Origin of the sequence: Microcoleus sp. Pol7_B2 (genome assembly GCF_036701035.1) — a bacterium.
Taxonomy (GTDB): domain Bacteria; phylum Cyanobacteriota; class Cyanobacteriia; order Cyanobacteriales; family Microcoleaceae; genus Microcoleus.
The window spans coordinates 30,185-52,396 of the sequence record NZ_JAUBQB010000043.1 but is presented as its reverse complement, the minus strand read 5'-3'; the positions used below and the strand labels follow the sequence as shown (position 1 = coordinate 52,396).

Below are 22,212 nucleotides of genomic sequence, written 5' to 3'. Positions count from 1 at the left end.
CAGCAGCAGATATGCTTGATTTACGGGAACTTGAGGTAACGACCGGCGGGCAAATTATCGCTATTATATAATGCAATGTTAACTAACTGATTCAGGAAATTTGCATCGTTTTTATCATAACTTAAAAACAATCCTCTGTCAATCCCCCAATCTTTAAGAGTTTGTTGCCAGTTCTGATATTTTTGTTCAGAGAATTCATCCGAAAGAGTTGTGACTTGAATGCAGAGGGGCTGCTGTTGCCGGCTGCTAACGATCGAATCGGTTGCCATAGAAAGATCTGCAACATATCGATACAAAACAGTGCCTTGGCGATCAACAATTCGGGCTGCGATCGCACGAATCACGATATCATCTCCCGGATCGAATTGGCCGGCCTTGAGTTTTTGTTTCCAGATGTAAAATTTGCGATCGTTTTCGCTCAGCCATTTAGGAAATAGATAGCTGTACCAATACCTTTCCCCGGGCGTCATTAACTCAAACGCGGCTTGTTGTTCTCTTTCTGAAGGTAGAGATTGAATTGCCAGCCAAACCTGAGAATCTCGGATAAGCTGCAGCAAAAAAGCCATCACAAATTTTTTAGCAGTTAGCGAACCGGGTTTAATATCTTTCACCCAGCGATTGATTTCATCCAATCTTCTCGCCAAACTCGGATCTATTGGATCTGCTGCGCTAATTAGGGAGTTGAGCTTATCCTTAATCTCTTGTGCTTGCAAGTGACGACCTACTGTACAGATTAAACCAGAATTGTTGACACCTCGATTTTATTATAGAACCGCACCAAATTTTCACCGCTCGCGAGACAGCGCTAACAATTTTTGTGGAGTAGGTATCCTGACAGCCCTTGACTTGATTTTTAGGAGATGTCTATTTAATAGTTGCTGCCGATTACCGCAGGCGCAGGTACAATAAAACCAAATAAACATTCATCAACGGTGCGGCTAAAAATCCGAGTAGATTACCTCCAAACTGAGATGCTACGGATTTGGCAGTCGGATCGATTAATAGGGAAATCACTATGATTGGCACAGCAACGACAAAAACTATCAGAAAACTCGCTCGAAATACTAACCACCAGCGCCCTTTAGTTAATTCCCAACTGCTGCTAAGACTGTCCAGGGCCGAAGAGTTATCAATGACGGTAGCGTACAATGAAAATATTAAGCGATATGCTAGATAAAGCCCGGGAATTATTAGTGCAATTAAGCCTGCAAATACCAGCCCCACAAACATAATATAAACCAAAATAAGGTGCAGCAATCTTCTGTTTGCTTGATTGAAAGCCTGACCCACAGTTACTTGATTTCGAGTCAAACTTCGGTAAGTGTAGAAAATCATGGCTCCCGACAATAAAGGAATTACCACGAAGGAGTAGATAATATTGAAAGCAACACCTGCTGAACCTAGCTTGCCCAAACTATTGAGCGCGGAAAATATCAAACTGGGAGAATTGATGGTCAACAGGGAAGCGTATAGAGGTCCCATAGTAGCAAAGGTTTCTTGCAACAAAGTTCGGGCACTAATTCGTGGACTTGTCATAATTTTTGATCCGCTTTTTGTAAGTGGAGTTCAACAGATCAGACATTACTCGAAAAAGTTGCTAACAATAAAGTTAAGTCATCATCGGTGCGTTCGGAAACGCGGGGCGATCGCAAAAATGACTCTAACTGCTGTTTCGCATCTTCTTCTTCTTTCCACTCGCCAGAAAACCGAAACAAAGGCGCAAAAAACGGCCCGTGCGGCGTACCTTCCGGGATTTTGAGCGCTAGCATTTGCAAGCCGTCAGAAAAAACGGCCAAGTGTCGCAGTTTTTCCCGCAGTACCTGAAATTGCGCTGTTTCTATTGCATTCGGCGAAATCAAAAAAATGGTTTCGTTGATGTATTCGCCGCAGGGAGGTACAGTCAGGGCGATCGCATTTCCTGCACTATCACCCGCTACCGCCGCACCGTCGCCGATTTGAGCAACTGCGATTAATTCCGGCGTAGCAACAACAGCAATTAAAGTGCAGGCTAAATCTCTCGCAGCCACTTCCCGCACAGCCGCTTCTGCTTCCACCTGCGCCCGCGCAACTTGCAGTGATGCTGTCAAGAATACCTGCCATTCGTCGTCATTTTCAGGCAGCCTTTCCTGTTGCTGGCAAATCGTTTCGACAACCGCTTCCACAGCAATTTTCGCCCCAATTTCTGCGAGTGCTGCGGAGCCCGCACCATCGGCAACCGCTGCCGCTAAAACGCCGTTCGGCAAGAGACGCCAGCAGTGGGCATCTTGACAAGGCTGCGATCTTTTTTCGTGGCTTGTACCTATCACCGATGCCGCTACAACTTGCCAATTAAAGGATGAATTATGCATTAATAACTCTTTAACTCAAAACTTCGTAAATTCACAACTATGCAAAGTCTGGACGGGTTTATTTATCCCTAATTAGGTAGGGCGATGCACACCACACCTTACTTATTATGTAGGGCTATGCACACCGCACTTACCGCTGGTCACTTACTAATGACCAATGATCAATGAGCAATGACTAATACCTAAACAGTTCCCCATCCGGGTGGTGGCAGCGCTACTTGTTCATCAATTTTTGAGTGAGAAACTCTCTGCATACTAGCCGACAGCCAGATGAACATCTCTCTAAAGTCTAGTCCTCTCAATTTTACAGGCGTGCGCTCGACAATTTGCGCCAGACGGGTGATATTAGCACCTTCCACTCCGACTGCAAAAAATGCCACGCGCTTGTTAGTTTCTTCCTCTTTAATCCGCTGTGCTGCTATTTCCACAACATCGTCTGATTCACCTTGAGGTTCGCCGTCAGTAATCATAAATACCCACGGGCGGTAGTAGGTAATGCCGTTGTTGCGGTATTCGGATTTGCGAGCCGCAATAGTATCTAATGCTAGCTGAATGCCAGCGCCCATGTGGGTTTGTCCTTGAGCTGTCAGCAGTGGCGTCTCGAACTGGTCGGCGGTCACGAAGTCTTGCACGACTTTGATATGATTGTCAAATGAAATAATCGCGACTTCGACTCGCTTTTTAGCTAGTTCGTCTTTAATTAGGTCATTCCTAAAAATTTCCAGCCCCTCATTCAAGGCATCTATGGGTGCGCCTTGCATGGAGCCGGAGGTGTCCAGCAGGAGGACGCAGGGACAGCGCGGCTCTGGGTTTTCGGCAAATTCTACGGCTTCGTCTAGTCTCATGGTTCGGGGTTGACCTGGGAGTGGCTCGATTTCTAGGTTTATTACTTTACTGTATCAAGTCAGTAACAAATTTAAGTGCAAATTGCTAGGGCGATCGCATTTTACCATTTACGTGAATCGATTTTTGATTTTTGATTGTATATTTTAGATTTAAGAATTGGATGTCTGCCGTCAAAAAAACAAATTTTTTCCTGCCTGTGGTAATATAGACTAATAGTATTACTGCAAAATAAGGATAAATCTTATGATTGCAACAGTCACACAGAAATTAACCTTTGACCAATTCCTTGTAGAATGTCCAGAAGATGGACGCTATGAACTGGTAAATGGAAAAATTGTAGAGATGAATGCGACAAGAAATCATGATGATGTTGCTGATTTTACGTCTGACTCATTTAAAGATCAAGTTAAACGGCTAAGTTTAAATTATGTAGTCAACAATACCGCCGTTATCAGAACTGTAACTAAAGCGGGCATCGAACAAGGGCGGAGACCGGATGTCAGCATAATCGATCGCGATTTGTGGCGCTCGAACCGTTCTGCTTATTCTGCCTTACGAGAACCAATTCAACTGGCAGTGGAAGTAACATCAACAAATTGGGAGGACGATTATATAGACAAATTGGACGAATATCGGCGTCTCAGAATTCCTGAGTATTGGATTGTCGATTATTTAGCAATTGGTAGCAGGGAATTTCTGGGAAATCCCAAAGTTCCAACTGTATTTGTCCACCTTTTGGATGCAGAGGGCAACTATCAAAGAAGCGCCTTTAAAGGCAGCGAACGAATTGTGTCGCGGACTTTTCCCGAATTAACGCTGACAGCAGAAGAGGTGATGAATGTTTAACTTCCGTTAATCCACCTAGCCAGACTATCATTCATAAAAAATTACTGACAATATGAAATCTATTTCTAATAAAAAACTTTCCGATAAAAAAGCTATTAGTCCTTGGAGTTACAAACCTTGGTGGTGTCAGCCTTGGTCGATTCTTTTAACTGGTACTAGCCTGATTAGCGGTAGTTGGTTTTTATTAAAAACTGTTTGGATAACTGTTTTAGTCGCAATTCCTTTATTAGCTTGGATGGGTTTTTTCTTGTTAGTTTGGCCGAGGTTGATGCTGTCTAGCGGAGTTTTGGATTCCGATGCAGATTAGGTTTGGGTGACGCGCACCTTATGTTGAGGATAAGGTGCGCGGTCATTGGTGTCAACTTAACGTTCAACTCTCAGTCCGGCTCTTGTTGAAACCGCTGCCTCAAAGCGGAAGTCCTCGATATGAGGACTAATGAGTTATTCAGTCCTCTTTGAGAGGACTTTCGCTATAAGACAGGGAATTTATTCCCTGGCGGAGTGCCGGGTGAGCGAGAGGACTGGCGGACTAAAAGCTTAAAGTTGACACTAATAGTGCGCCCTGTACACCCTAAACATATGGTGTTTCGCAGTCTAGGTTTGCGGGTAATAGTCTTGAATTGCTTTTACTTCCATCGGGTGGGATTTGAGCGATCGAATTCCCGCTGCTGTCGCTTTGGCACCGGCTATTGTGGTAATAATCGGGATTTTGTAAGTCAAAGCTGTGCGGCGGATAAAGATGCCGTCAGCTCGGGATTCTTCGCCGGAAGGTGTGGTAATAATTAGTTGAATTTTCTCATTCTTGATCGAATCCAACAAATTCGGCCGCCCTTCGTGCAGTTTTAATTCCAAATCTACCTCTAAACCTTGCTCTCGCAAAACTTTGCGTGTCCCGTGAGTTGCGACTACTCTGAAACCCAATTCTAAGAATTCCTTGACAACGGGTACAACTGCTAGTTTGTCCCGATCGCGCATTGAAACCAGCACAGTTCCGAACAGCGGCATCATTTGTCCGGCACCTAATTGAGCTTTGGCAAAGGCTTTGCCAAAATCAGTGTCAATTCCCATGACTTCGCCGGTCGATCGCATTTCTGGCCCTAACAAGGTATCAGCGCCCGGGAACTTAGCAAAGGGCAATACAGCTTCTTTTACCGAAACATGAGTGGGTATAATCTCTTCAGTAAAACCCAAAGCTTCTAGAGTTTTGCCAGACATGACTCGCGAGGCAATTTTTGCTAAGGGAACTCCGATCGCCTTTGATACAAAAGGAACTGTTCGAGAAGCTCGCGGATTAGCTTCCAAGATGAAAACTTGTTCCCCTTGAACAGCAAATTGAATATTCATCAACCCGATTACTTTCAGGGATTTTGCTAATTCTACAGTCCAGCGGCGGATTGTTGCTAAAGCTGCGTCAGAAAGCGTTTGGTAAGGGATAGAACAAGCAGAGTCGCCGGAGTGGATTCCTGCTTCCTCGATGTGTTCCATAATACCGCCGATCGTCACATTGCCCGTAACATCAGCGATCGCATCTACATCAACCTCGATCGCATTCTCCAAAAACTTATCAATTAAAATCGGATGATCCGGTTCTACTAGCACGGCATAGGTCATGTAACGTTCCAATTCCGTATCGGAATAAACAATTTCCATGGCTCGCCCGCCTAATACGTAACTCGGTCGCACCACTACCGGATAACCGATCCGTTGAGCTACTATTAAAGCATCCTCAAAACTGCGCGCTAAACCGTTAGCAGCTTGCTGAATATCCAATTCCCGCAGAATCTTTTCAAATCGCTCCCTGTCTTCAGCAGTATCAATGGAATCCGGCGAAGTTCCCCAGATTTTTGTTTGTACGTCGGGGTGATTTTCCAGAGATGTTTGTAAAGGAACCGCTAATTTCAGCGGCGTTTGGCCGCCAAACTGAATAATTACTCCCTCTGGATTTTCGGCTTCGATGATGTTGAGAACATCTTCTTTTGTTAGCGGTTCAAAATACAGGCGATCGCTCGTATCGTAATCCGTCGAAACCGTCTCCGGGTTCGAGTTGACCATAATTGTCTCAAAGCCGTCTTCTCCTAGGGAATAGGAAGCGTGACAGCAGCAGTAATCAAACTCAATTCCCTGTCCGATCCGGTTCGGCCCGCCACCTAAAATCATCACTTTTCGTTTAGTAGAAGGGAAAACTTCCGACTCCGGCGCGAGACTGTGGCCTACAGGGGAAATCTTCTTTTCTTCATCGCCCACCTCCCAAATTGCCGCTCCGGCTTCGTAGGTGGAATAATAATACGGTGTAAACGCTTCAAATTCAGCGGCACAGGTATCGACTGTTTTGTAAACCGGAATTATGCCTAACTGTTTGCGGTAAGCGCGGACTTGATCTTCCGGTGTTTTGGTAGCGTAAGCAATTTGGCGATCGCTAAAACCCAACTGCTTTACTTCAAACATTGCCTCTTTTGTCAACTCTTCCAACCGCGTTCGTTTCAAGAACTTCTCAGTTTCCAGCAATTCCTGCATTTTATCCAAAAACCAAGGGTCGATTCCTGTGAACTCGAAGATATCTTCCACCGACATTCCCATCATCATCGCGTGGCGAACTGTAAAAATGCGTTCGGGATTTGGCGTCCGCAATCCGGCGCGAATTTGTTCCAAACTCGGCAACTTTTCCGGTTTGTCGCACCCGAAACCCGCGCGGCCTGTTTCCAATCCCCGCAGGGCTTTTTGGAAGGATTCGTTGAAGCTGCGCCCGATCGCCATTACCTCCCCAACTGACTTCATTTGTGTTGTCAGAGTTGGTTCGGAACCGGGAAACTTTTCAAAGGCAAATCGGGGAATCTTCGTCACCACGTAGTCAATTGTCGGCTCAAAAGACGCCGGAGTTTTCTTGGTGATATCGTTGGAAATTTCGTCTAGGGTGTAACCTACCGCTAATTTTGCCGCCATTTTTGCAATGGGGAAACCAGTTGCTTTCGAGGCCAAGGCGGAGGAACGGGAAACCCGAGGATTCATTTCAATAACGATGAAATCTCCGTTGACAGGATTGACGGCAAATTGAATATTGGAACCGCCCGTTTCAACTCCAATTTCGCGGATAATTTTCACCGAAGCATCGCGCAGACGCTGATATTCTTTGTCTGTGAGAGTTTGCGCCGGGGCTACGGTGATAGAATCGCCGGTGTGGACGCCCATCGGGTCGAGATTCTCGATCGAACAAATAATCACCACATTATCTGCCAAATCCCGCATTACTTCGAGTTCGTACTCTTTCCAACCAATCAAAGATTGTTCGATCAAAATTTGCGATACTGGACTGGCATCAATCCCGCCTTGTGCCATTTCTTCAAACTCTTCTTGATTGTAAGAAATGCCGCCTCCCGTACCTCCCATTGTAAAAGCAGGACGAATAATTAACGGATAACTGCCGATTTGGTGAGCAATTGCTTTGGCTTCGTCGAGAGTGTTGGCAATTCCAGAAGGGCAAACGGCAACCCCAATTCGTGCCATCGCTTCCTTAAATAATAGCCGATCTTCGGCCATTTCAATTGCTGGCAACTTAGCACCAATTAACTCGACATTGTACTTTTCTAAAACGCCATTTTTAGCGACGGCAACTGCTAAATTTAGCGCAGTTTGACCGCCCATAGTCGGTAGAATTGCTTGAGGTCTTTCTTTAGCGATGATTTGTTCGAGGATGACTGGCGTTAGAGGTTCGATGTAAATGCGATCGGCAGTTTCCGGATCGGTCATAATTGTTGCAGGGTTGGAATTCACCAACACTACTTCATAACCTTCTTCTCGCAAAGCTTTGCAAGCTTGTGTTCCTGAATAGTCAAATTCGCACGCTTGACCGATAACAATTGGGCCGGAACCAATGAGAAGAATCTTTTTTAAGTCTTGACGACGGGGCATAGGTTCGTAATTAGTAATTGGACAAGGTGGAGGATTAATTTGATATTTTGCCTCAGTCTTAGAAACAGGCTTTCTAAGCTGTTCCCCCCAAAGCTTACTCAAAATAGTGCAAGTTTTGTTGTTAATTTGAAATTGTGCACCATTATCAGCATTTTGGAAGCAGAACCTCGCAACTCCGGCTGACAGACACCCCCAGCTAACCAGAAATATTGATGAGAAAAGGGTGCGGTCGATCGGTAAATCAAGACTATTTTAAGTGTTGCGGTCAAATCGTGTTCTAAAATACACAATCCCTGTATTCCGCCGGATTAATCATTGTAGAGACTTCGGCCAAGGCGTGTCCTGACTGTGGGGAACGGGTAGAATTAACCGGGTTGGATGATGAAATTTCCCGTAGCTTGCGGGGCGTCCCGCCATCGCCCTCCGAGGATGTGACAATCAGATATCCAGCCATGTAGCCGCGGCGATGGAGGACACGGCAATGCCGTGTCCCTAGAGTATTTCAGCCTATTTCTAAGCTTTGCGCGATCGGCGAATGAGTACACTTATAACTTGTCCCGGCTTTGCACCTCGCTGCGGCGGACTCCAATCGCCAACTTGGGCAAATCCCAGTCGGTACAATGTGTGGATGGTTTCTAACACGGCTGCGCGGGAACCGACAACCGTTATCCGCACGACTTCCTGTTCCGATACTGCTGAGTCGTCATTTGGACGCGCGGACAAGTTATCGTCAGGTACGAATTCCTGTGACATAATATGGTCTCCTGGTTTTTGGTTTTCTAGGAAAACCCAAAAACCCAGCCGCCCCGCACGTTAACACAGAGCAGGGCGGCTACAGAGAGTGTTAAAATTCTCCATTAGCCTCCATACTGGCGTAATCAGTTTGGCGGTTAGCTGTCCATTGCTGTTGGTAGCAGCTTTGGGCAGTGCAACTAGATTTTTGGGCGACGCGGGCTGCTTCTTCTTTGAGGAAAGCAGCCTTAATTTCACAGCGTAGCCGCAGATGGGGGCCACCGTCAATCGATTTAAGATTTTGGATTTTAGATTGAGATTTTTCTCCAACAACTCTCGGACTCTCCCCTTCTCCCACTCTCCCCCTCTCCCTCAACCCAACCTACTAGATGAGGGAATGCGCCGAGGAAGAGGTAAAATATGGAATCGTTCCAAAAGCTTAAAATCAAAAATCTAAAATACAGATATGCCTAGAACTCAAGTGCGAATATTCCGTGCACCTGCTGCTTGATGGCAACCACATCAATTTTAGATTTTAGATTTTAGATTGTCGTCCAACAACTCTCCCTATCTCCTATGCCTAGAACTCCCAGCGAATATTCCGTACACCTGCTGCTTGAAGGCGGCCACCGCGAAGAAGTGCGTTTCGCAACGCTGCAAGATTTTCAAAAGTGGTACAGCAGTACGCTGGTGCCGAAACAAGATTCAAGAGAATTTCTTAACGTCCCGATCAAAAATATTCAAGGCGAATACATGGTAGTTCGGCCTACCAGCGTTCTCGCAATTCGCGTAGAACCGATATTTACTTCTAGCGTCGAACGATTCGATGAATAAGGAAAATAATCAATTTAGTAGGGAAGATTGGAAATTGAGCAAGATTTTTCGCTATCAGCTATTAGCGATCGCCTGTTGCGTTTTGGCGATCGCTTTTTCGGTGCCAGCCGTTGCAGCCCCGCCACTGCAACCAATTAGTATAAATCAATTGCAAGCTGGCGAGTCGGAGGATCTCGCCTTTGACGCTCAAATCTGGGGCGAAAATGGCAAACCGGGTGATAAAGAATTGCTGTTAAAGTCGATCGACAACAGCCTCCGCTATCTCAATACATCGGCCGCCGCCACTGCTTACAGCCGCTATACAGTCGCAGGAGTTACGCGCGATCGAGTTCGGCGTTCTCTCGATCGATTCCGCCAATTAGTTGTCAGTTCCACAACCCCATCACAACTTCAGGAATCGGTCAAGCGCGAATTTGTATTTTACAAATCCACGGGCAAAGATGGCCAAGGAACAGTCGCATTTACAGGTTATTTCGAGCCGACTTACGCAGCATCTCGCACGCCTAATTCCGAATACCGTTATCCCCTGTACCGGATGCCGCCAAACATGGCATCTTGGCCGAAACCTCACCCGACAAGATTGCAATTAGAAGGCGAAGATGCTTTGGAGGCGAGTAAAGGATTGCTGCGAGGATTAGAATTAGTTTGGTTGCGCGATCGATTCCAGGCATTTCTCGTGCACGTCCAAGGTTCTGCGAGATTGCAGCTAACAGATGGTAGCGTGATGACCGTCGGTTTTGCAGGCAAAACCAGTCACAGTTATACAGGAGTCGGGCGAGAATTAGTTAAAGACGGAAAGTTTACTTTAGAAGAGTTAAATTTGCCGAAACTAAGGGAATATTTCACTAACTTTCCCGCAGATATGAACAAATATTTGCCGAAAAATGAAAGCTTTGTATTCTTCCGGGATACTAATGGGGTTCCAGCCACAGGAAGCATTGGAGTGCCAGTAACTGCCGAAAGGTCGATCGCCACCGACAAAGCCTTAATGCCACCCGGTGCACTAGCATTAATTAGTACAAAACTCCCTTATCCGAATGCGGCAGGACAACTCGAACAAAATGCCGTGAATCGGTACGTTTTGGATCAGGATACCGGCGGTGCAATCAAAGGCGCGGGGAGAGTTGACGTATTCATGGGAACGGGGAATTTAGCGGGCGATAGGGCCGGTTATATCAACTCAACAGGAGAACTGTATTATCCGCTTTTAAAGTAGATTAATTCTACTTCATGTGATTTTTGACTGTGCGTCGCCATCCCGGACACGGCAGTGCCGTGTCCCTACAGATACCGCCGGCAATCAATATGTAATCTATTTTTGATAATTGCTATAAAATAGAAAATACCCCACCCTCCCAACCTCACAAATGCTCAACAAAATTCTGCAATTCATCAAAGGACTAATTCAGCGGCTGTTCGCAACCCCAACCAAACCCTCGCCGCCTTCGGAAAATACCGCCATCCGCCCAACATTAACTGACGCGGAATACGAGTCGAAATTCATGGAAATTCTCGAAGGGGTGAATGTCGGCTGGAGTCGCGGGGATGTAGCAGGATTCTTAATCGCAAAACGCCTTAAAGATAGTGAATTGGCTGCTTGGCTGCGACGGTTTGGCAAAAGATTGTTAGAGGGCGAACATGATGAAACCGCTGCTACGGATGCGGTGGCCTCGCTTCAGGAATTGGCGCAGCGGCTGGTTTTGTTAGGTAGAATTGGCAGCGGGGAATTGTCAGAGGTGGCGAGGCAAATTGGGCGGGAGATATTGACACGGTTTCCGCTGCCGGAGGTTGAGGAGGAGGATACAAAGGGGAGGGTGATTGAGGCGGTGTTTGTTGGGGATGGTTTGGGTTTTTCTGGGAAAGTGAACCGCAGAGGCGCAGAGGCTGCGGAGGCAGAATCGGAAGTTAATGTAGATGCTGAGGCGTGGTGCGAGCGAGGAAATGAGCAGTATAATTTAGGAAGATTTGAAGGTGCGATCGCATCTTATAACCAGGCAATTGCTCTCCAACCAGACTATCGCGATGCTTTGCACAACCGAGAGGTAGCGCAACGTAAGTTAGGCGAAATTCCATAGGCGAACTCGCTGGTATCTATAATTTTTGCTAGGTATTGCGAGCGACCTAATACTATTAATAATTAATGGCATTTTTCGGGGCTAATTATCATAAATTTAAAAGAGAAGTTTGAAGAATTCAGTTCTCACTACAAACTTAATTTGTAAGGTGTTTTAGGTGCACATACAATAGGTTTATAATATTAAAATTAGTCCCCAATTATTGCATCCAAAACCCACATCGAATGACACAAGTAATCGGCATTGACTTAGGCGGAACCGCAATTAAACTCGGCAGATTTAGCGAAGACGGCATTTGTCACCAATCCTTAACTGTCCCAACCCCTCAACCCGCAACGCCAGAAGCAGTTTTAGCCGCCATGACGGATGCTATTTTACAACTGAATCCGGTCGAAAATGCTGTAAGTGCGATCGGCATCGGTACTCCAGGCCCGGCAGACGCCGCCGGCCGCATAGCCAGAGTAGCAATTAACCTCAAAAACTGGCATAACGTCCCCCTCGCTGACTGGGTGGAAGCTAAAACCGGACTGCCGACCATATTAGCAAATGATGCCAACTGTGCCGGATTGGGAGAAGCTTGGTTGGGTGCAGGAAGGCACTTTAAAAACCTAATCTTACTAACTTTAGGTACAGGCGTCGGCGGTGCAGTTATCCTAGACGGCAAACTATTTGTAGGTCATCAAGGCGCGGCCGGAGAACTAGGATTGATTACTATAAATCCCGACGGCCCGAAGTGCAACAGCGGCAATCGCGGTTCTTTAGAACAGTACGTTTCGGTGCAAGCAATTCGCCGAGAAACGGGTTTGGAACCTATAGAATTAGCAAACTTAGCTAAGTCTGGAGATGCCAAAGCTTTAGAATTTTGGCAAAATTACGGGCGCTATTTGGGTATCGGTTTGGCAAGTCTCATTTATATTTTGACGCCGGAAGCTATTATTATCGGCGGTGGAATTAGTGCAGGTACAGAATTTTTCTTGCCGCAGGTTCGAGAAGAAATTGAGCGGCGGGTTCTGCCGACTTCTCGCGAAGATTTGCAGTTATTGGTTGCTGAATTGGGCAATCAAGCAGGCATGGTAGGCGCGGCAAAATTAGCTTGGCAGCTTGTTCAATAGTTAAAATTTAAAAAAGCAGCGCATTTTACTGCGCTTTTTTAATATCTAAAATGAGAGGGCAACCTAAGCACTTTAGCTCAAAAAAAAATAAAATCAATGTGAGGAGTTACTAAACATAGTCTCCCTTCATCCTTCAATGACTAATGACTTTTTTATGGCAGAGATTGTCCAGTCGTATTTTTAATGTATTCCTGAATTTCTTGATAAGTTTCCGGGTTGCTTTGGCGGAGGATAATAATATTAGTTGCGCTGTCAGGCAGGCAAAAGCTTAGCCGACCGTTCTGTTCACAAGCAAAAGAGCTAATTCGACTCATATCAATCGCAAATTCTTTGCGGTCATAATGAATTTTAATCCACGAGCCTCTAGAATTGCGATCAATGGTTTTTTTGAGGTAATCGAGAACTTGCTTGTAAGCCTCATAATTGCCTTGGGGATTGAGGATAATCGGCTGACTGCTATTAGGCAGCCAAAAGGTGAGACGCTTGTTATCCAGTTCGCTAGAAAAAGCACTAATAGTGTCAAGGTCAATTATGTATGTACTTTTCTCATAAGTAATTTTGCTCCAATAAGCCACAAAGCCTCCTCAAACCTGTGTTTCCTGGTATTTTAGGATAGTTTGACAACTCCTACCATTTTAGATTTTAGATTGTAGATTTTAGATTGGGCATGACAGATGACTATCGGGGTTGGGAAGTTGCCTAAAGTTGCATTTTTTTGGGAAACTGGTATCACCCTTGAAAGCCGTAAAAAGTTAAGAAAAATATTAGCATTTTTACCTTCTGCCTTCTCCCTTCTGCCTTCTCCCTTGTGGTACTATCCCCCCAGCCCTAGCATAGGGGTTGGGGGGGAGGTTTTTCACTCGTTGAGAATGCTGCCCGATATCTAGTCCGGTAAGTGCGACCCCTATCAAATCCTATTGGTCTGTTGGGTGGGTTTTGTAATGTCCATTGTAGGGGCGATTTGAATATTGTCTATTCTGAACCGCCCCTACAGACATCTAATATATCAGAACTCATCGATCGCACATGATATCAGATCAGTTTGCGACAACTTTCCCGGCCACCAAGTCGCGACCCTCATCTTCTAAAACATCCTGCTTTCCCTGGATGCTAGCGGCCTGGATAAACCCTTGAAACAATGGGTGGGGGGTGCTAGGTCGAGATTGGAATTCGGGGTGAAATTGACTGGCTATGAAAAAAGGATGGTTGGGCAATTCGATCATTTCTACCAATCGGCCGTCTGGAGATGTACCGGAGACGGCATAACCTGATTCTAAGAAAAGATTGCGGTAGGCGTTGTTAAATTCGTACCGATGGCGGTGCCGCTCGTAAATCACTTCTTTCTGATAAAGTTTGAAAGCTAGCGTGTCTGGGTTGACACGGCACGGATACAAACCCAGTCGCATTGTACCGCCCAAATCGACTACATCTTGCTGTTCTGGCAATAAATTAATTACCGGATTTGATGTATCCGGGTCAAATTCAGCGCTGTTGGCATCCTCTAGTTGGGCGATGTTGCGCGCCCATTCAATCACAGCACACTGCATCCCCAAACACAATCCCAAAAATGGAATTTTGTTGTGTTTAGCATATTCGATCGCCGCTATTTTGCCGTCCACTCCCCGAACCCCAAAACCTCCCGGTACAAGAATGCCGTTGATATCTTTGAGATAATTATCGAGGTTTCCCGATTCTAAATCTTCTGAGTTAATCCAGCGCAAATTCAGGTCGCAGCCGATCGCAATTGCCGCGTGCCGCAAAGCTTCGACTACCGAAAGATAAGCATCGTTCAACCGCACGTATTTGCCAACTAAAGCAATATCAATTTTGTGATTGGGACTGTAAAGCCTGTTGACTAAAGTTTGCCACTGATGCAAATCTGGCTGGCGATGTTCCAGTTGCAGCAAATTGAGCGTTTGTTGCGCCAAACCTTCCTGTTCCATCATCAGGGGTACTTCGTAGATACTTTTAGCATCTTGAGATGTGATGACACATTCTTCGGGTACGTTGCAGAATTCCGACAATTTCTGTTTCATGCCCAAAGACAGCGGGCGATCGCACCGACAGACTAAAATATCTGGTTGAATGCCGATCGACCGCAATTCCTTCACCGAATGCTGAGTCGGTTTAGTTTTCATCTCCCCAGCCGAAGGAATCCAAGGTATCAGCGTGACGTGCATATACACAACATTTTGCCGGCCGACATCCTTGCGAAACTGGCGAATTGCCTCCAAAAATGGCAAAGATTCAATATCTCCCACCGTTCCGCCGATTTCTGTAATCACGACATCGGGATTAGTATTTTTGGCTACTCGGTGAATTCGCTCTTTAATCTCATTAGTGATGTGCGGAATCACCTGCACCGTACTCCCCTGATACTCGCCACGGCGTTCTTTGTTGATCACCGCTTGATAAATGGAACCCGTGGTGACGCTATTGAGGCGAGACATGGAAGTATCGGTAAAACGCTCGTAGTGCCCCAAATCCAGGTCAGTTTCCGCACCGTCTTCCGTTACGAAAACTTCTCCGTGCTGAAACGGGCTGAGAGTGCCGGGGTCAACGTTAATATAGGGGTCTAGCTTCAAAATCGAGACTGAATAGTCCCGCGACTTCAATAGGCGGCCCAAGGAAGCACCGACAATACCCTTGCCGATGCTGGAAACCACGCCGCCAGTCACAAACACAAATTTGCTCATAGGATTTTCGACTTTAGATGTTTCAATGTCAGGTCAGACTCAAATGTGACATAGGTAATCCATAAGGGCAACCACGGGGGATTGCCCCTACACCCATTTGACCAAATTATTGACGATTGTTATGTGCTTGCAACCAAGTTGTCAAATCTGACACACTGGCAAAGTCTAATAGTGCCTCTCCTAGATTCTCTAATTGCTGAGCGGATAACTGAGCGATGCTGGTTTTGATCTCCGGCGACAGCAGGCCGACACTGCGCTCCAACTGACGAACAATTAATGTCACATTTCCTTGTTTGATGCCTTGTTCGATGCCTTGTTCGATGCCTTGTTCGATGCCTTGTTCGATGCCTTGTCTTATTCCTTGTTCTATCCCGATTCGGGTAGCTTTGGTAATTGCACCGCGCTGGTCTTGAATAAAAATTTCTCGCCTTTCTAAATCTTCCAATTCATCAGGATCGAGATTTGCTTCATTGGCAATTGTAAAAGCTTTGCGGAGTTCCGGTACATTTCCCAACTCTTCCGGCACAGACCTTAACGTCCGAGCTGTTTTCATGAAATATATCCACTTATCAGTCAGAGTCTCTAATTCTGCTAAAGTCTTGTCAAATTTGGGCAACTCAACAAATACAAATTCTAATTCATCCGCCAAATAATCGACTAAGTTGTTTTTTTCTTTGATACAAAACCGCGAAATTACTGTTTCCAGATGCTCAAACATTTGGAAATCTGTAATCGTTAAGGCAATCACGGGATTTAATAGGTTGTAGTTTTCTCCGCTTTTCAATTGCACTGAGTAAGCTTTGGTAGCATTGTATAAAATTCGTTTTTCAAAAGATTCTACATTCAATACCTGCATTTCAATGATCACTGTTTTGCTACCACTAATTTTAGCTTTAACATCCAAGTAAGTATCTTTGACTCCTTTGATTTTGGGAGCTAAATAAGGGTCAAGAATTTCTAAATCTTCGATGACTGGCTGCGCTTCGTAGAGGATGGCATTTAAGAAGCTAATCAAAATGTCTTTGCTGTCAGCAGAGCCGAAGATTTTTTTAAAGGCAAAGTCGGTTTTGGGGTTAATAAAATTCATGGCTTTTTCAATTTATTAGAGCTTGAGAGGTTGAGGTTAGAGTTATTTAATTATTTAACTATCATACAATCTTCTAGGTTGGGTTCGCGGACGATCGCCCCAACCGACATCACCCCAAGACGGATGAAAGCCCACAGCAGTCTAGACAAAAGTTCCAGTCTCCCATTAGCGCCTGTGGACTCAATCTAAAATCAGCCCTACGCGCTCAGTCATTTTTCCCAGAAAGCTAACTCAGGAACGTTTCGCGAAGCGTAAAGTCATGGTAAACAAAGCACCTCAAGTCTGCTAAAAAAACAGCTATGAAGTTTGTCTGCGTTTTATCCCCTCAACGGTTGCTTTCTGCTGGTATGGCATTGCTCGCTGCGATCCTCTTCGAGGGCTTCGCTAACGAGTGTGGCGCGTGGCTTGCTCCCAATGCAGCGCGGGCAAATGATCCTGGGGAAATTTATTCGTCTGTGTCGCCGAAAATCCTCGCTAGTAACGATGTTAATTGCAATGGCGGACGATCGCCACAAAATCGCTGTCCAGTCGGCGGTTTGTTCGTCAAAACTCCAAATACGACCTCAGAACAAGTCTTTCCTCTCAAGCAGACTGAAGTTAAAGCCAAAATAGCTGGCAATATCTCCCGCGTCGAAGTTGTTCAGAAGTTTGAAAATCCTTTTCCTGAATCTATAGAAGCTGTTTATGTATTTCCTTTGCCCGACGAAGCGGCGGTGGATGATATGGAAATTAAAATAGGATCACGAACTATTAAAGCTGATATCAAACGCCGCGAGGAAGCTTTGGAAATTTACGAACAAGCCAGAAAGCAAGGCCGGACTGCGGGTTTGTTGGAACAAGAACGATCCAATATTTTTACTCAGTCTCTCGCTAATATCAAACCCGGAGAAAAAATTGAAGTTACGATTCGCTACACGGAAAGTCTCAAGTTTGTCGGTGGCGATTACGAATTTGTGTTTCCAATGGTGGTAGGGCCTCGCTATATTTCGGGAAATACGACCCCCCCCAACCCCCCCTTGCTAAGGGGGGGCGATGGTTCAGGTGCCGATCGCATTAACCCGCCTGTCTTGCCTCCAGGAACGCGATCGGGTCACAATATTGCTGTGTCGGTAGAAATAGATGCCGGAGTTGCGATCGGCGATGTCCGCTCTACTTCCCATCAAATTACAACTGACCGCAGCGGCAATATTGTGCAAGTCCAATTAGCCAATTCAGACACAATTCCCAATAAAGATTTAATTTTGCGCTATCGAGTCGCAGGCGAAAATACTCGGGCAACTATTTTGACTCAATCGGACAAGCGGGGCGGTCATTTTGCTACTTATCTGATTCCGGCATTACACTACAAAACTAATGAAATTGTACCCAAAGATGTCGTGTTTCTGATGGATACTTCCGGTTCTCAGCAGGGCGAACCGCTGGCAAAATCTAAGGAGTTGATGCGCCGCTTCATTCAAGGGCTGAATCCCAACGATACTTTTACTATTATTGATTTTGCCAACACTGCGCAAGCGCTTTCAACAACTCCTTTAGCAAATACGGCTCCCAACCGACAAAGCGCCATAAATTATATCAACAAGTTGCAGGCAAACGGTGGTACTGAACTGCTTAACGGCATTCAAGCAGTGATGAATTTTCCGGCGGCGGCAACGGGAAGGCTGCGGAGTATTGTACTAATTACTGACGGTTACATTGGTAATGAAAATGAAGTGCTAGCCAGGGTTCAGGGGAGTCTGAAACCGGGAAATCGACTTTATAGTTTTGGTGTCGGCGGTTCGGTGAATCGGTTTTTGATTAACCGTTTGGCGGAAGTGGGAAGAGGCACGTCTCAAGTAATTCGTCAAGATGAACCGTCAGCAGAAGCGGCAGAAAAGTTTTTTCGGGAAATTAATCGTCCGGTATTGACTGAGATTCAAATTAGTTGGGAGGGAATGGGGGAAAAACCAGAAATTTATCCGATCGCACCCCCAGACTTGTTTGCGAGTCAGCCGCTGGTTTTGTTTGGCAAAAAGGCCGATCGAGCCTCCGGTCAACTTCGCATCCGCGGCACTCTTGCCGGCGGCAAAGCTTACGAGCAAGTTTTACCTGTTAATTTTGCTCAATCCGGCGGGCGGCAGCGGGAGTCAACATCAGTCGCAGCAAACGCTACGGATTTTGGCAATTCGGCGGTAGCTCAGCTTTGGGGTCGATCGCGCATTAAAGATTTAATGAATCAAATGTTTGGTGGCGAGACTAAATCTTTGGTGGAAGCTGTGACTAATACTGCTCTGACTTATCGGTTGCTGTCGGAATACACGGCTTTTGTGGCTGTGAGCGAAGAAGTGCGAGTCGAACCAGATGGAACTCGTCGTCGAGTGCAAGTGCCTGTGGAATTGCCGCAGGGTGTCAGCTATGAGGGTATTTTCGAGTCGGGAGGGGCAGAGCAAACTAGGGGTGGCTCTCGCAGCGTTACCTCGACTCGCAACTCGGCACCAGTGAGTCCAGCTCCTGCTATGCCGCGGCAGCCCGGTTACGGTGAGTTGCAACGCCCGAAGCCTTTGGTTTCTCGCCTCCAAGTAGTTAGCGCCGAAGGGTTGGATGCCGGGGCGATCGCGGCTTTGACTCAATACCTGCAATCTGTTAATCTCCCGGCGGGGGTTAGCGGTGAAACGGTATGGGAGTTATCGGTACAAGACGGCCGCGTTGCCCGATTGGCGATGGACACTAAAACCTCGACGCTGCAAGCAACAGACGCCGTAGAAACTCTCAAGAGGGCCTTGAGTTCCTGGCAACCTCCCGCAGGGTTCAAGGGCACGCTGCGCCTGAAGTTGCGAATTACTGTCGATCGTTAAGCAAGGAGTCTCTCTGTCAAGAAACATTAACTTTTAATTCAAAAATACCGAAAGCGCGATCGCTTCCCCGTGGAAGATATAAAATCTTTATTAAGAGATTGCCTTTAAACAGAAAGTGATGTTAAGGAAATTTATACCGTTTGAGGCAAACGCTAAAACAGTTTCCTTTCTGAAACAGTTTCCTTTCTGAAACAACCTTAACAGTAAAGATTTCTGGATCGAAACCCCACAATCATAGAAGGTATGATGCCCTATGGAAGTTAGTGAACTGCTCAACAATTACGAAAAAGGACAAAGAGACTTTACTGGAGCCGACCTCAGCGGGAAAAACCTCAGCGGAGCAATCTTAATCGGAGTCAACCTTTCGCGAGCTAATCTTTCCGGGGCGAACCTCAGCAGGGCGTTTCTCACCAAAGCAACACTCAACGATGCACAGATGCAAAGAACAAATCTGACTTTTGCCAAAATGGGCGAAACCCAACTTTCGGGTGCAGATTTGACAAAAGCTAATTTGAGTGGAGCTTTTTTGGTAAAAGCAAAATTGCCCAGAGTAAAGTTAAGTGGCGCAACTTTAACTAGCGCCAACCTGCGGGGCGCTGTGTTGTGGAATGCCAATTTGTGCAGCGCCGACTTGCAATTAGTTAACTTGCTGGGCGCGAATCTGACGGCAGCTAATTTTAAGTGGGCTAACCTTTACGGTGCAAGGCTCAATAATGCAAAACTTTTTGGAGCTCAATTAACCGGAGTCAGTCTGCGGCGAGCGCAGTTGACAGGGGTGAATCTCTGCGGTGCAGATTTAAGCGGAGTTAACGTGAGCGAAGCTAAACTAATGGGAGCTAATTTGGAAGGCTCGAATTTGGCAGGGGCGAATTTCAGCGCGGCTCAGTTGCGTGGGGTGAAGTTGGCGGGTGCAAACTTAACCGGGGCTAAGTTGAGGGGAAGTTGTTTGAGAGGGGCAAATCTGAATTGGGCAAAGTTGTGTCAAGCAGATTTGATGGCGGCCGATTTGAGCGAGGCGACGTTAATAGGAGCTAATTTAGATAATGCTTTGTTGGCGGGAGCTATTTTGCCGGAATCTACTAGGCGCTATTTTTCTTTAGCTGGGGCTGGCAAAGTCAATTCTTGGGAAGTTACGGAAATTAAAAATGGGTAATGGGGAATTGGTAATTGGGAATATCAAATCTGGTAAATATGGAATTATAGGCGAGTGCCAGCGGCACGCTCGCACTGCTTTAAAATCAATGGATGCACTCGCGCACAAAGAAACCGGGTTTTTTTACCGAGATTGAGGGTTTAAACTAAGTATTTTGGTTGAAAAACCCGGTTTCTAGGCATCGGTGCCTAAGTCCTAGAATTATTAAAAGTGGCAGATATCCACGCCGGACGTAGCCTGGGCCGTTGCGCTACAAGTGACTAAGTTCAAGGTTTTCTGTTGAAATCAAATCTTTAATCTCAAATCTCAAATCTCAAATCGTTATGACTGTTAATTTTGGCGTCGTGCTGGTAACTGTGGCATCGGAAGCGGAGGCGGAGAATCTCGCTAAATCTCTAGTTGAACACAAGCTGGCTGCTTGTGTGAGTTTGTCGCCCATTCGCTCTATTTATACTTGGCAAGGCGAGATTCATTCCGAGTCAGAGTGGCAGTTGGTGATTAAAACTGATTTGGCTAAATTTGAGGCTTTAAAAACAAAAGTTCAGGAACTCCATTCCTATGAAGTTCCCGAAATTATTGCTATTCCTATTATCGCTGGCAGCGATGCTTATCTCAATTGGCTGGGACAATCTTTAAGTTTGTAGTAAGGACTTTAGTCCTAAAGTGTCAAATGAAGAGGGACGGAAGTCCCTACTACAAATGGTCATAAACCTACGAATTATGACTGGTAGGGCCGATGACGCCGATTTTATGGCGAAAACTTAGTTCGCCGCCGAACCAGCCTGTAATGCCCAGCAAGGTTGCAACGACGATCGATATTGCTAAACCTGTATATACGATCGGCTCCGCCGGATTTCCTTGGCGCAACAGCAAGTTAATCAGGGTAAGTACCATAACCGCCACATTGCCGCCCATGTGCAACCAGCCAGCACTGCGAGCGCGCACTCTTTTAACTTTGAAAAAATCTAAAAAGCCCGTGATTGCTGCCAAAATCCCCGCAGCAAAACCGACACCCATCAGCCAAACCGAAGCTCTGGCCCAAAACGGATCGCTTGTCAGCCAATAACCGATGTCCGTGCCCGCGGCTCCTACTAAAAAGGCTACCGGAAAGATCACGATGATGGGGTGGATGGGATGGCCTGCAACTGAAAGCGTACTCGTAATGCCGGCGTCGCGATACTCTGAGTCGTCACTTTCGAGAATCGGCGGAATATTGGGATAAGGCGTACTATTTCTTTGATTTGTTTCCATGATTTCTACAGTAACTTTTGTACAACAAACCCATTTTTATTGGATTGAACTTAATCCCAAATCCGCTCGCCATTTTCGTCAACGCGGGCCTGCCGAATTACGTCGGAAATTTCGTCGGCGTCTTTGACGTGGTGCAAAGCTTTCTTTTCCCCATCGGGTTCTTCGACGATCACATAAGTTGGAACTGTAACAACATCTCCCGTGATGTCGGGTACGTGGTCTACCGCCAGTTGCTGCGCTTTTTCTTCAATGGTTTGCGGTTTGTCGGAAATGCGATCGCCCGGATTGGCAGTGCGCTCCATATCTTTGCCTGGTTTGTCGATACTCATAAAAACCTCTCTGGTATTTCTAATTTTTTGCTGACTCTAATTCCTACTATTGAACGAAAAATATCTCTACCTAAACATCTCCCGACGGGTGGAAGTTTCAGTTAGGGCGCTCGCAGGCAGCCTCTTCCTGTAGGTAGAGGTTTTTCGATTGGTTCCGAAAAAACGT

General features: G+C 46.1%; 21 protein-coding genes. 9 read left to right on the top strand and 12 right to left on the bottom strand.

The annotated features are described in order from the left end of the window. Positions 1 to 20: 20 nt before the first annotated feature. From QUA57_RS17110 to QUA57_RS17095, 4 genes are all read right to left on the bottom strand, one after another. Positions 21 to 713 (bottom strand): hypothetical protein, encoded by a 693-nt coding sequence (locus QUA57_RS17110; RefSeq protein ID WP_333040868.1) that lies wholly within the window; start codon positions 711 to 713, stop codon positions 21 to 23. Positions 714 to 885: 172 nt separating this feature from the next. Next, a complete protein-coding gene (locus tag QUA57_RS17105) occupies positions 886 to 1,536 on the bottom strand; it encodes a hypothetical protein (RefSeq protein WP_333062355.1) in 651 nt (216 codons plus the stop codon). 38 nt (positions 1,537 to 1,574) lie between these two features. Continuing rightward, a complete protein-coding gene (locus tag QUA57_RS17100; protein WP_333062353.1) occupies positions 1,575 to 2,348 on the bottom strand; it encodes a PP2C family serine/threonine-protein phosphatase in 774 nt (257 codons plus the stop codon). 182 nt (positions 2,349 to 2,530) lie between these two features. Further along, entirely contained in the window at positions 2,531 to 3,193 is a 663-nt protein-coding gene (locus QUA57_RS17095; RefSeq protein ID WP_332953856.1) for a VWA domain-containing protein, read from the bottom strand. A gap of 244 nt (positions 3,194 to 3,437) precedes the next feature. Here QUA57_RS17095 and QUA57_RS17090 point away from each other — a divergent pair, with 244 nt between their 5' ends. Together QUA57_RS17090 and QUA57_RS17085 are read left to right on the top strand one after the other, a co-directional pair. Then, positions 3,438 to 4,040 (top strand): Uma2 family endonuclease, encoded by a 603-nt coding sequence (locus tag QUA57_RS17090; protein ID WP_333062352.1) that lies wholly within the window; start codon positions 3,438 to 3,440, stop codon positions 4,038 to 4,040. Positions 4,041 to 4,092: 52 nt separating this feature from the next. Continuing rightward, entirely contained in the window at positions 4,093 to 4,347 is a 255-nt protein-coding gene (locus QUA57_RS17085; RefSeq protein WP_333062350.1) for a DUF6737 family protein, read from the top strand. A gap of 287 nt (positions 4,348 to 4,634) precedes the next feature. Here the strand turns inward: QUA57_RS17085 and carB are convergent, their stop codons facing one another. The 3 genes from carB to QUA57_RS17070 form a co-directional block, all read right to left on the bottom strand. After that, positions 4,635 to 7,946 carry a carbamoyl-phosphate synthase large subunit gene (gene carB, locus QUA57_RS17080; protein WP_333062349.1) on the bottom strand — a complete coding sequence of 1,104 codons (3,312 nt, stop codon included), beginning with the start codon at positions 7,944 to 7,946 and terminating at the stop codon, positions 4,635 to 4,637. Between the two features lie 513 nt (positions 7,947 to 8,459). After that, complete coding sequence (locus QUA57_RS17075) at positions 8,460 to 8,699, bottom strand: hypothetical protein (protein ID WP_333062341.1); 240 nt, start codon at positions 8,697 to 8,699, stop codon at positions 8,460 to 8,462. Positions 8,700 to 8,790: 91 nt separating this feature from the next. Further along, on the bottom strand, positions 8,791 to 9,036 hold the full coding sequence (locus QUA57_RS17070) for a hypothetical protein (protein ID WP_333062338.1): 246 nt from the start codon (positions 9,034 to 9,036) through the stop codon (positions 8,791 to 8,793). Between the two features lie 218 nt (positions 9,037 to 9,254). Here QUA57_RS17070 and QUA57_RS17065 point away from each other — a divergent pair, with 218 nt between their 5' ends. The 4 genes from QUA57_RS17065 to QUA57_RS17050 all read left to right on the top strand — a co-directional run bounded on the left by QUA57_RS17065 (position 9,255) and on the right by QUA57_RS17050 (position 12,699). After that, the gene (locus QUA57_RS17065; protein ID WP_333040861.1) at positions 9,255 to 9,512 is read left to right on the top strand and encodes a hypothetical protein; all 258 of its coding nucleotides are present in this window, start codon (positions 9,255 to 9,257) and stop codon (positions 9,510 to 9,512) included. Beyond that, entirely contained in the window at positions 9,505 to 10,728 is a 1,224-nt protein-coding gene (locus QUA57_RS17060) for a murein transglycosylase A (RefSeq protein ID WP_333062336.1), read from the top strand. Before QUA57_RS17065 ends, QUA57_RS17060 begins: the two co-directional genes overlap by 8 nt. A 151-nt stretch (positions 10,729 to 10,879) precedes the next feature. Continuing rightward, positions 10,880 to 11,587, top strand: a complete 708-nt coding sequence (locus QUA57_RS17055; RefSeq protein ID WP_333062335.1) for a tetratricopeptide repeat protein — start codon at positions 10,880 to 10,882, stop codon at positions 11,585 to 11,587. A gap of 224 nt (positions 11,588 to 11,811) precedes the next feature. After that, positions 11,812 to 12,699 carry an ROK family protein gene (locus QUA57_RS17050; protein WP_333062334.1) on the top strand — a complete coding sequence of 296 codons (888 nt, stop codon included), beginning with the start codon at positions 11,812 to 11,814 and terminating at the stop codon, positions 12,697 to 12,699. A gap of 152 nt (positions 12,700 to 12,851) precedes the next feature. On the opposite strand, the gene QUA57_RS17045 is transcribed toward QUA57_RS17050, so the two are convergent. The 3 genes from QUA57_RS17045 to QUA57_RS17035 all read right to left on the bottom strand — a co-directional run bounded on the left by QUA57_RS17045 (position 12,852) and on the right by QUA57_RS17035 (position 16,482). Next, complete coding sequence (locus tag QUA57_RS17045) at positions 12,852 to 13,274, bottom strand: hypothetical protein (RefSeq protein WP_015174977.1); 423 nt, start codon at positions 13,272 to 13,274, stop codon at positions 12,852 to 12,854. A gap of 462 nt (positions 13,275 to 13,736) precedes the next feature. Continuing rightward, positions 13,737 to 15,395, bottom strand: coding sequence for a CTP synthase (locus QUA57_RS17040; RefSeq protein ID WP_333062332.1), 1,659 nt, complete (start codon positions 15,393 to 15,395; stop codon positions 13,737 to 13,739). A gap of 106 nt (positions 15,396 to 15,501) precedes the next feature. Next, the gene (locus QUA57_RS17035) at positions 15,502 to 16,482 is read right to left on the bottom strand and encodes an Rpn family recombination-promoting nuclease/putative transposase (RefSeq protein WP_333062331.1); all 981 of its coding nucleotides are present in this window, start codon (positions 16,480 to 16,482) and stop codon (positions 15,502 to 15,504) included. Between the two features lie 299 nt (positions 16,483 to 16,781). Between QUA57_RS17035 and QUA57_RS17030 the strand changes: the two genes are divergently transcribed. The 3 genes from QUA57_RS17030 to cutA all read left to right on the top strand — a co-directional run bounded on the left by QUA57_RS17030 (position 16,782) and on the right by cutA (position 21,110). After that, the gene (locus tag QUA57_RS17030) at positions 16,782 to 19,313 is read left to right on the top strand and encodes a VIT domain-containing protein (RefSeq protein ID WP_333062330.1); all 2,532 of its coding nucleotides are present in this window, start codon (positions 16,782 to 16,784) and stop codon (positions 19,311 to 19,313) included. Between the two features lie 253 nt (positions 19,314 to 19,566). Further along, complete coding sequence (locus tag QUA57_RS17025; RefSeq protein ID WP_333040854.1) at positions 19,567 to 20,466, top strand: pentapeptide repeat-containing protein; 900 nt, start codon at positions 19,567 to 19,569, stop codon at positions 20,464 to 20,466. Positions 20,467 to 20,789: 323 nt separating this feature from the next. Further along, positions 20,790 to 21,110, top strand: coding sequence for a divalent-cation tolerance protein CutA (gene cutA, locus QUA57_RS17020; protein WP_333062329.1), 321 nt, complete (start codon positions 20,790 to 20,792; stop codon positions 21,108 to 21,110). Between the two features lie 67 nt (positions 21,111 to 21,177). Here the strand turns inward: cutA and QUA57_RS17015 are convergent, their stop codons facing one another. Together QUA57_RS17015 and QUA57_RS17010 are read right to left on the bottom strand one after the other, a co-directional pair. Further along, the gene (locus tag QUA57_RS17015) at positions 21,178 to 21,717 is read right to left on the bottom strand and encodes a DUF2231 domain-containing protein (protein WP_333040852.1); all 540 of its coding nucleotides are present in this window, start codon (positions 21,715 to 21,717) and stop codon (positions 21,178 to 21,180) included. Positions 21,718 to 21,767: 50 nt separating this feature from the next. Further along, positions 21,768 to 22,046: a hypothetical protein gene (locus QUA57_RS17010; protein WP_333062328.1), complete on the bottom strand. Its 279-nt coding sequence runs from the start codon at positions 22,044 to 22,046 to the stop codon at positions 21,768 to 21,770. Positions 22,047 to 22,212 lie beyond the last annotated feature (166 nt).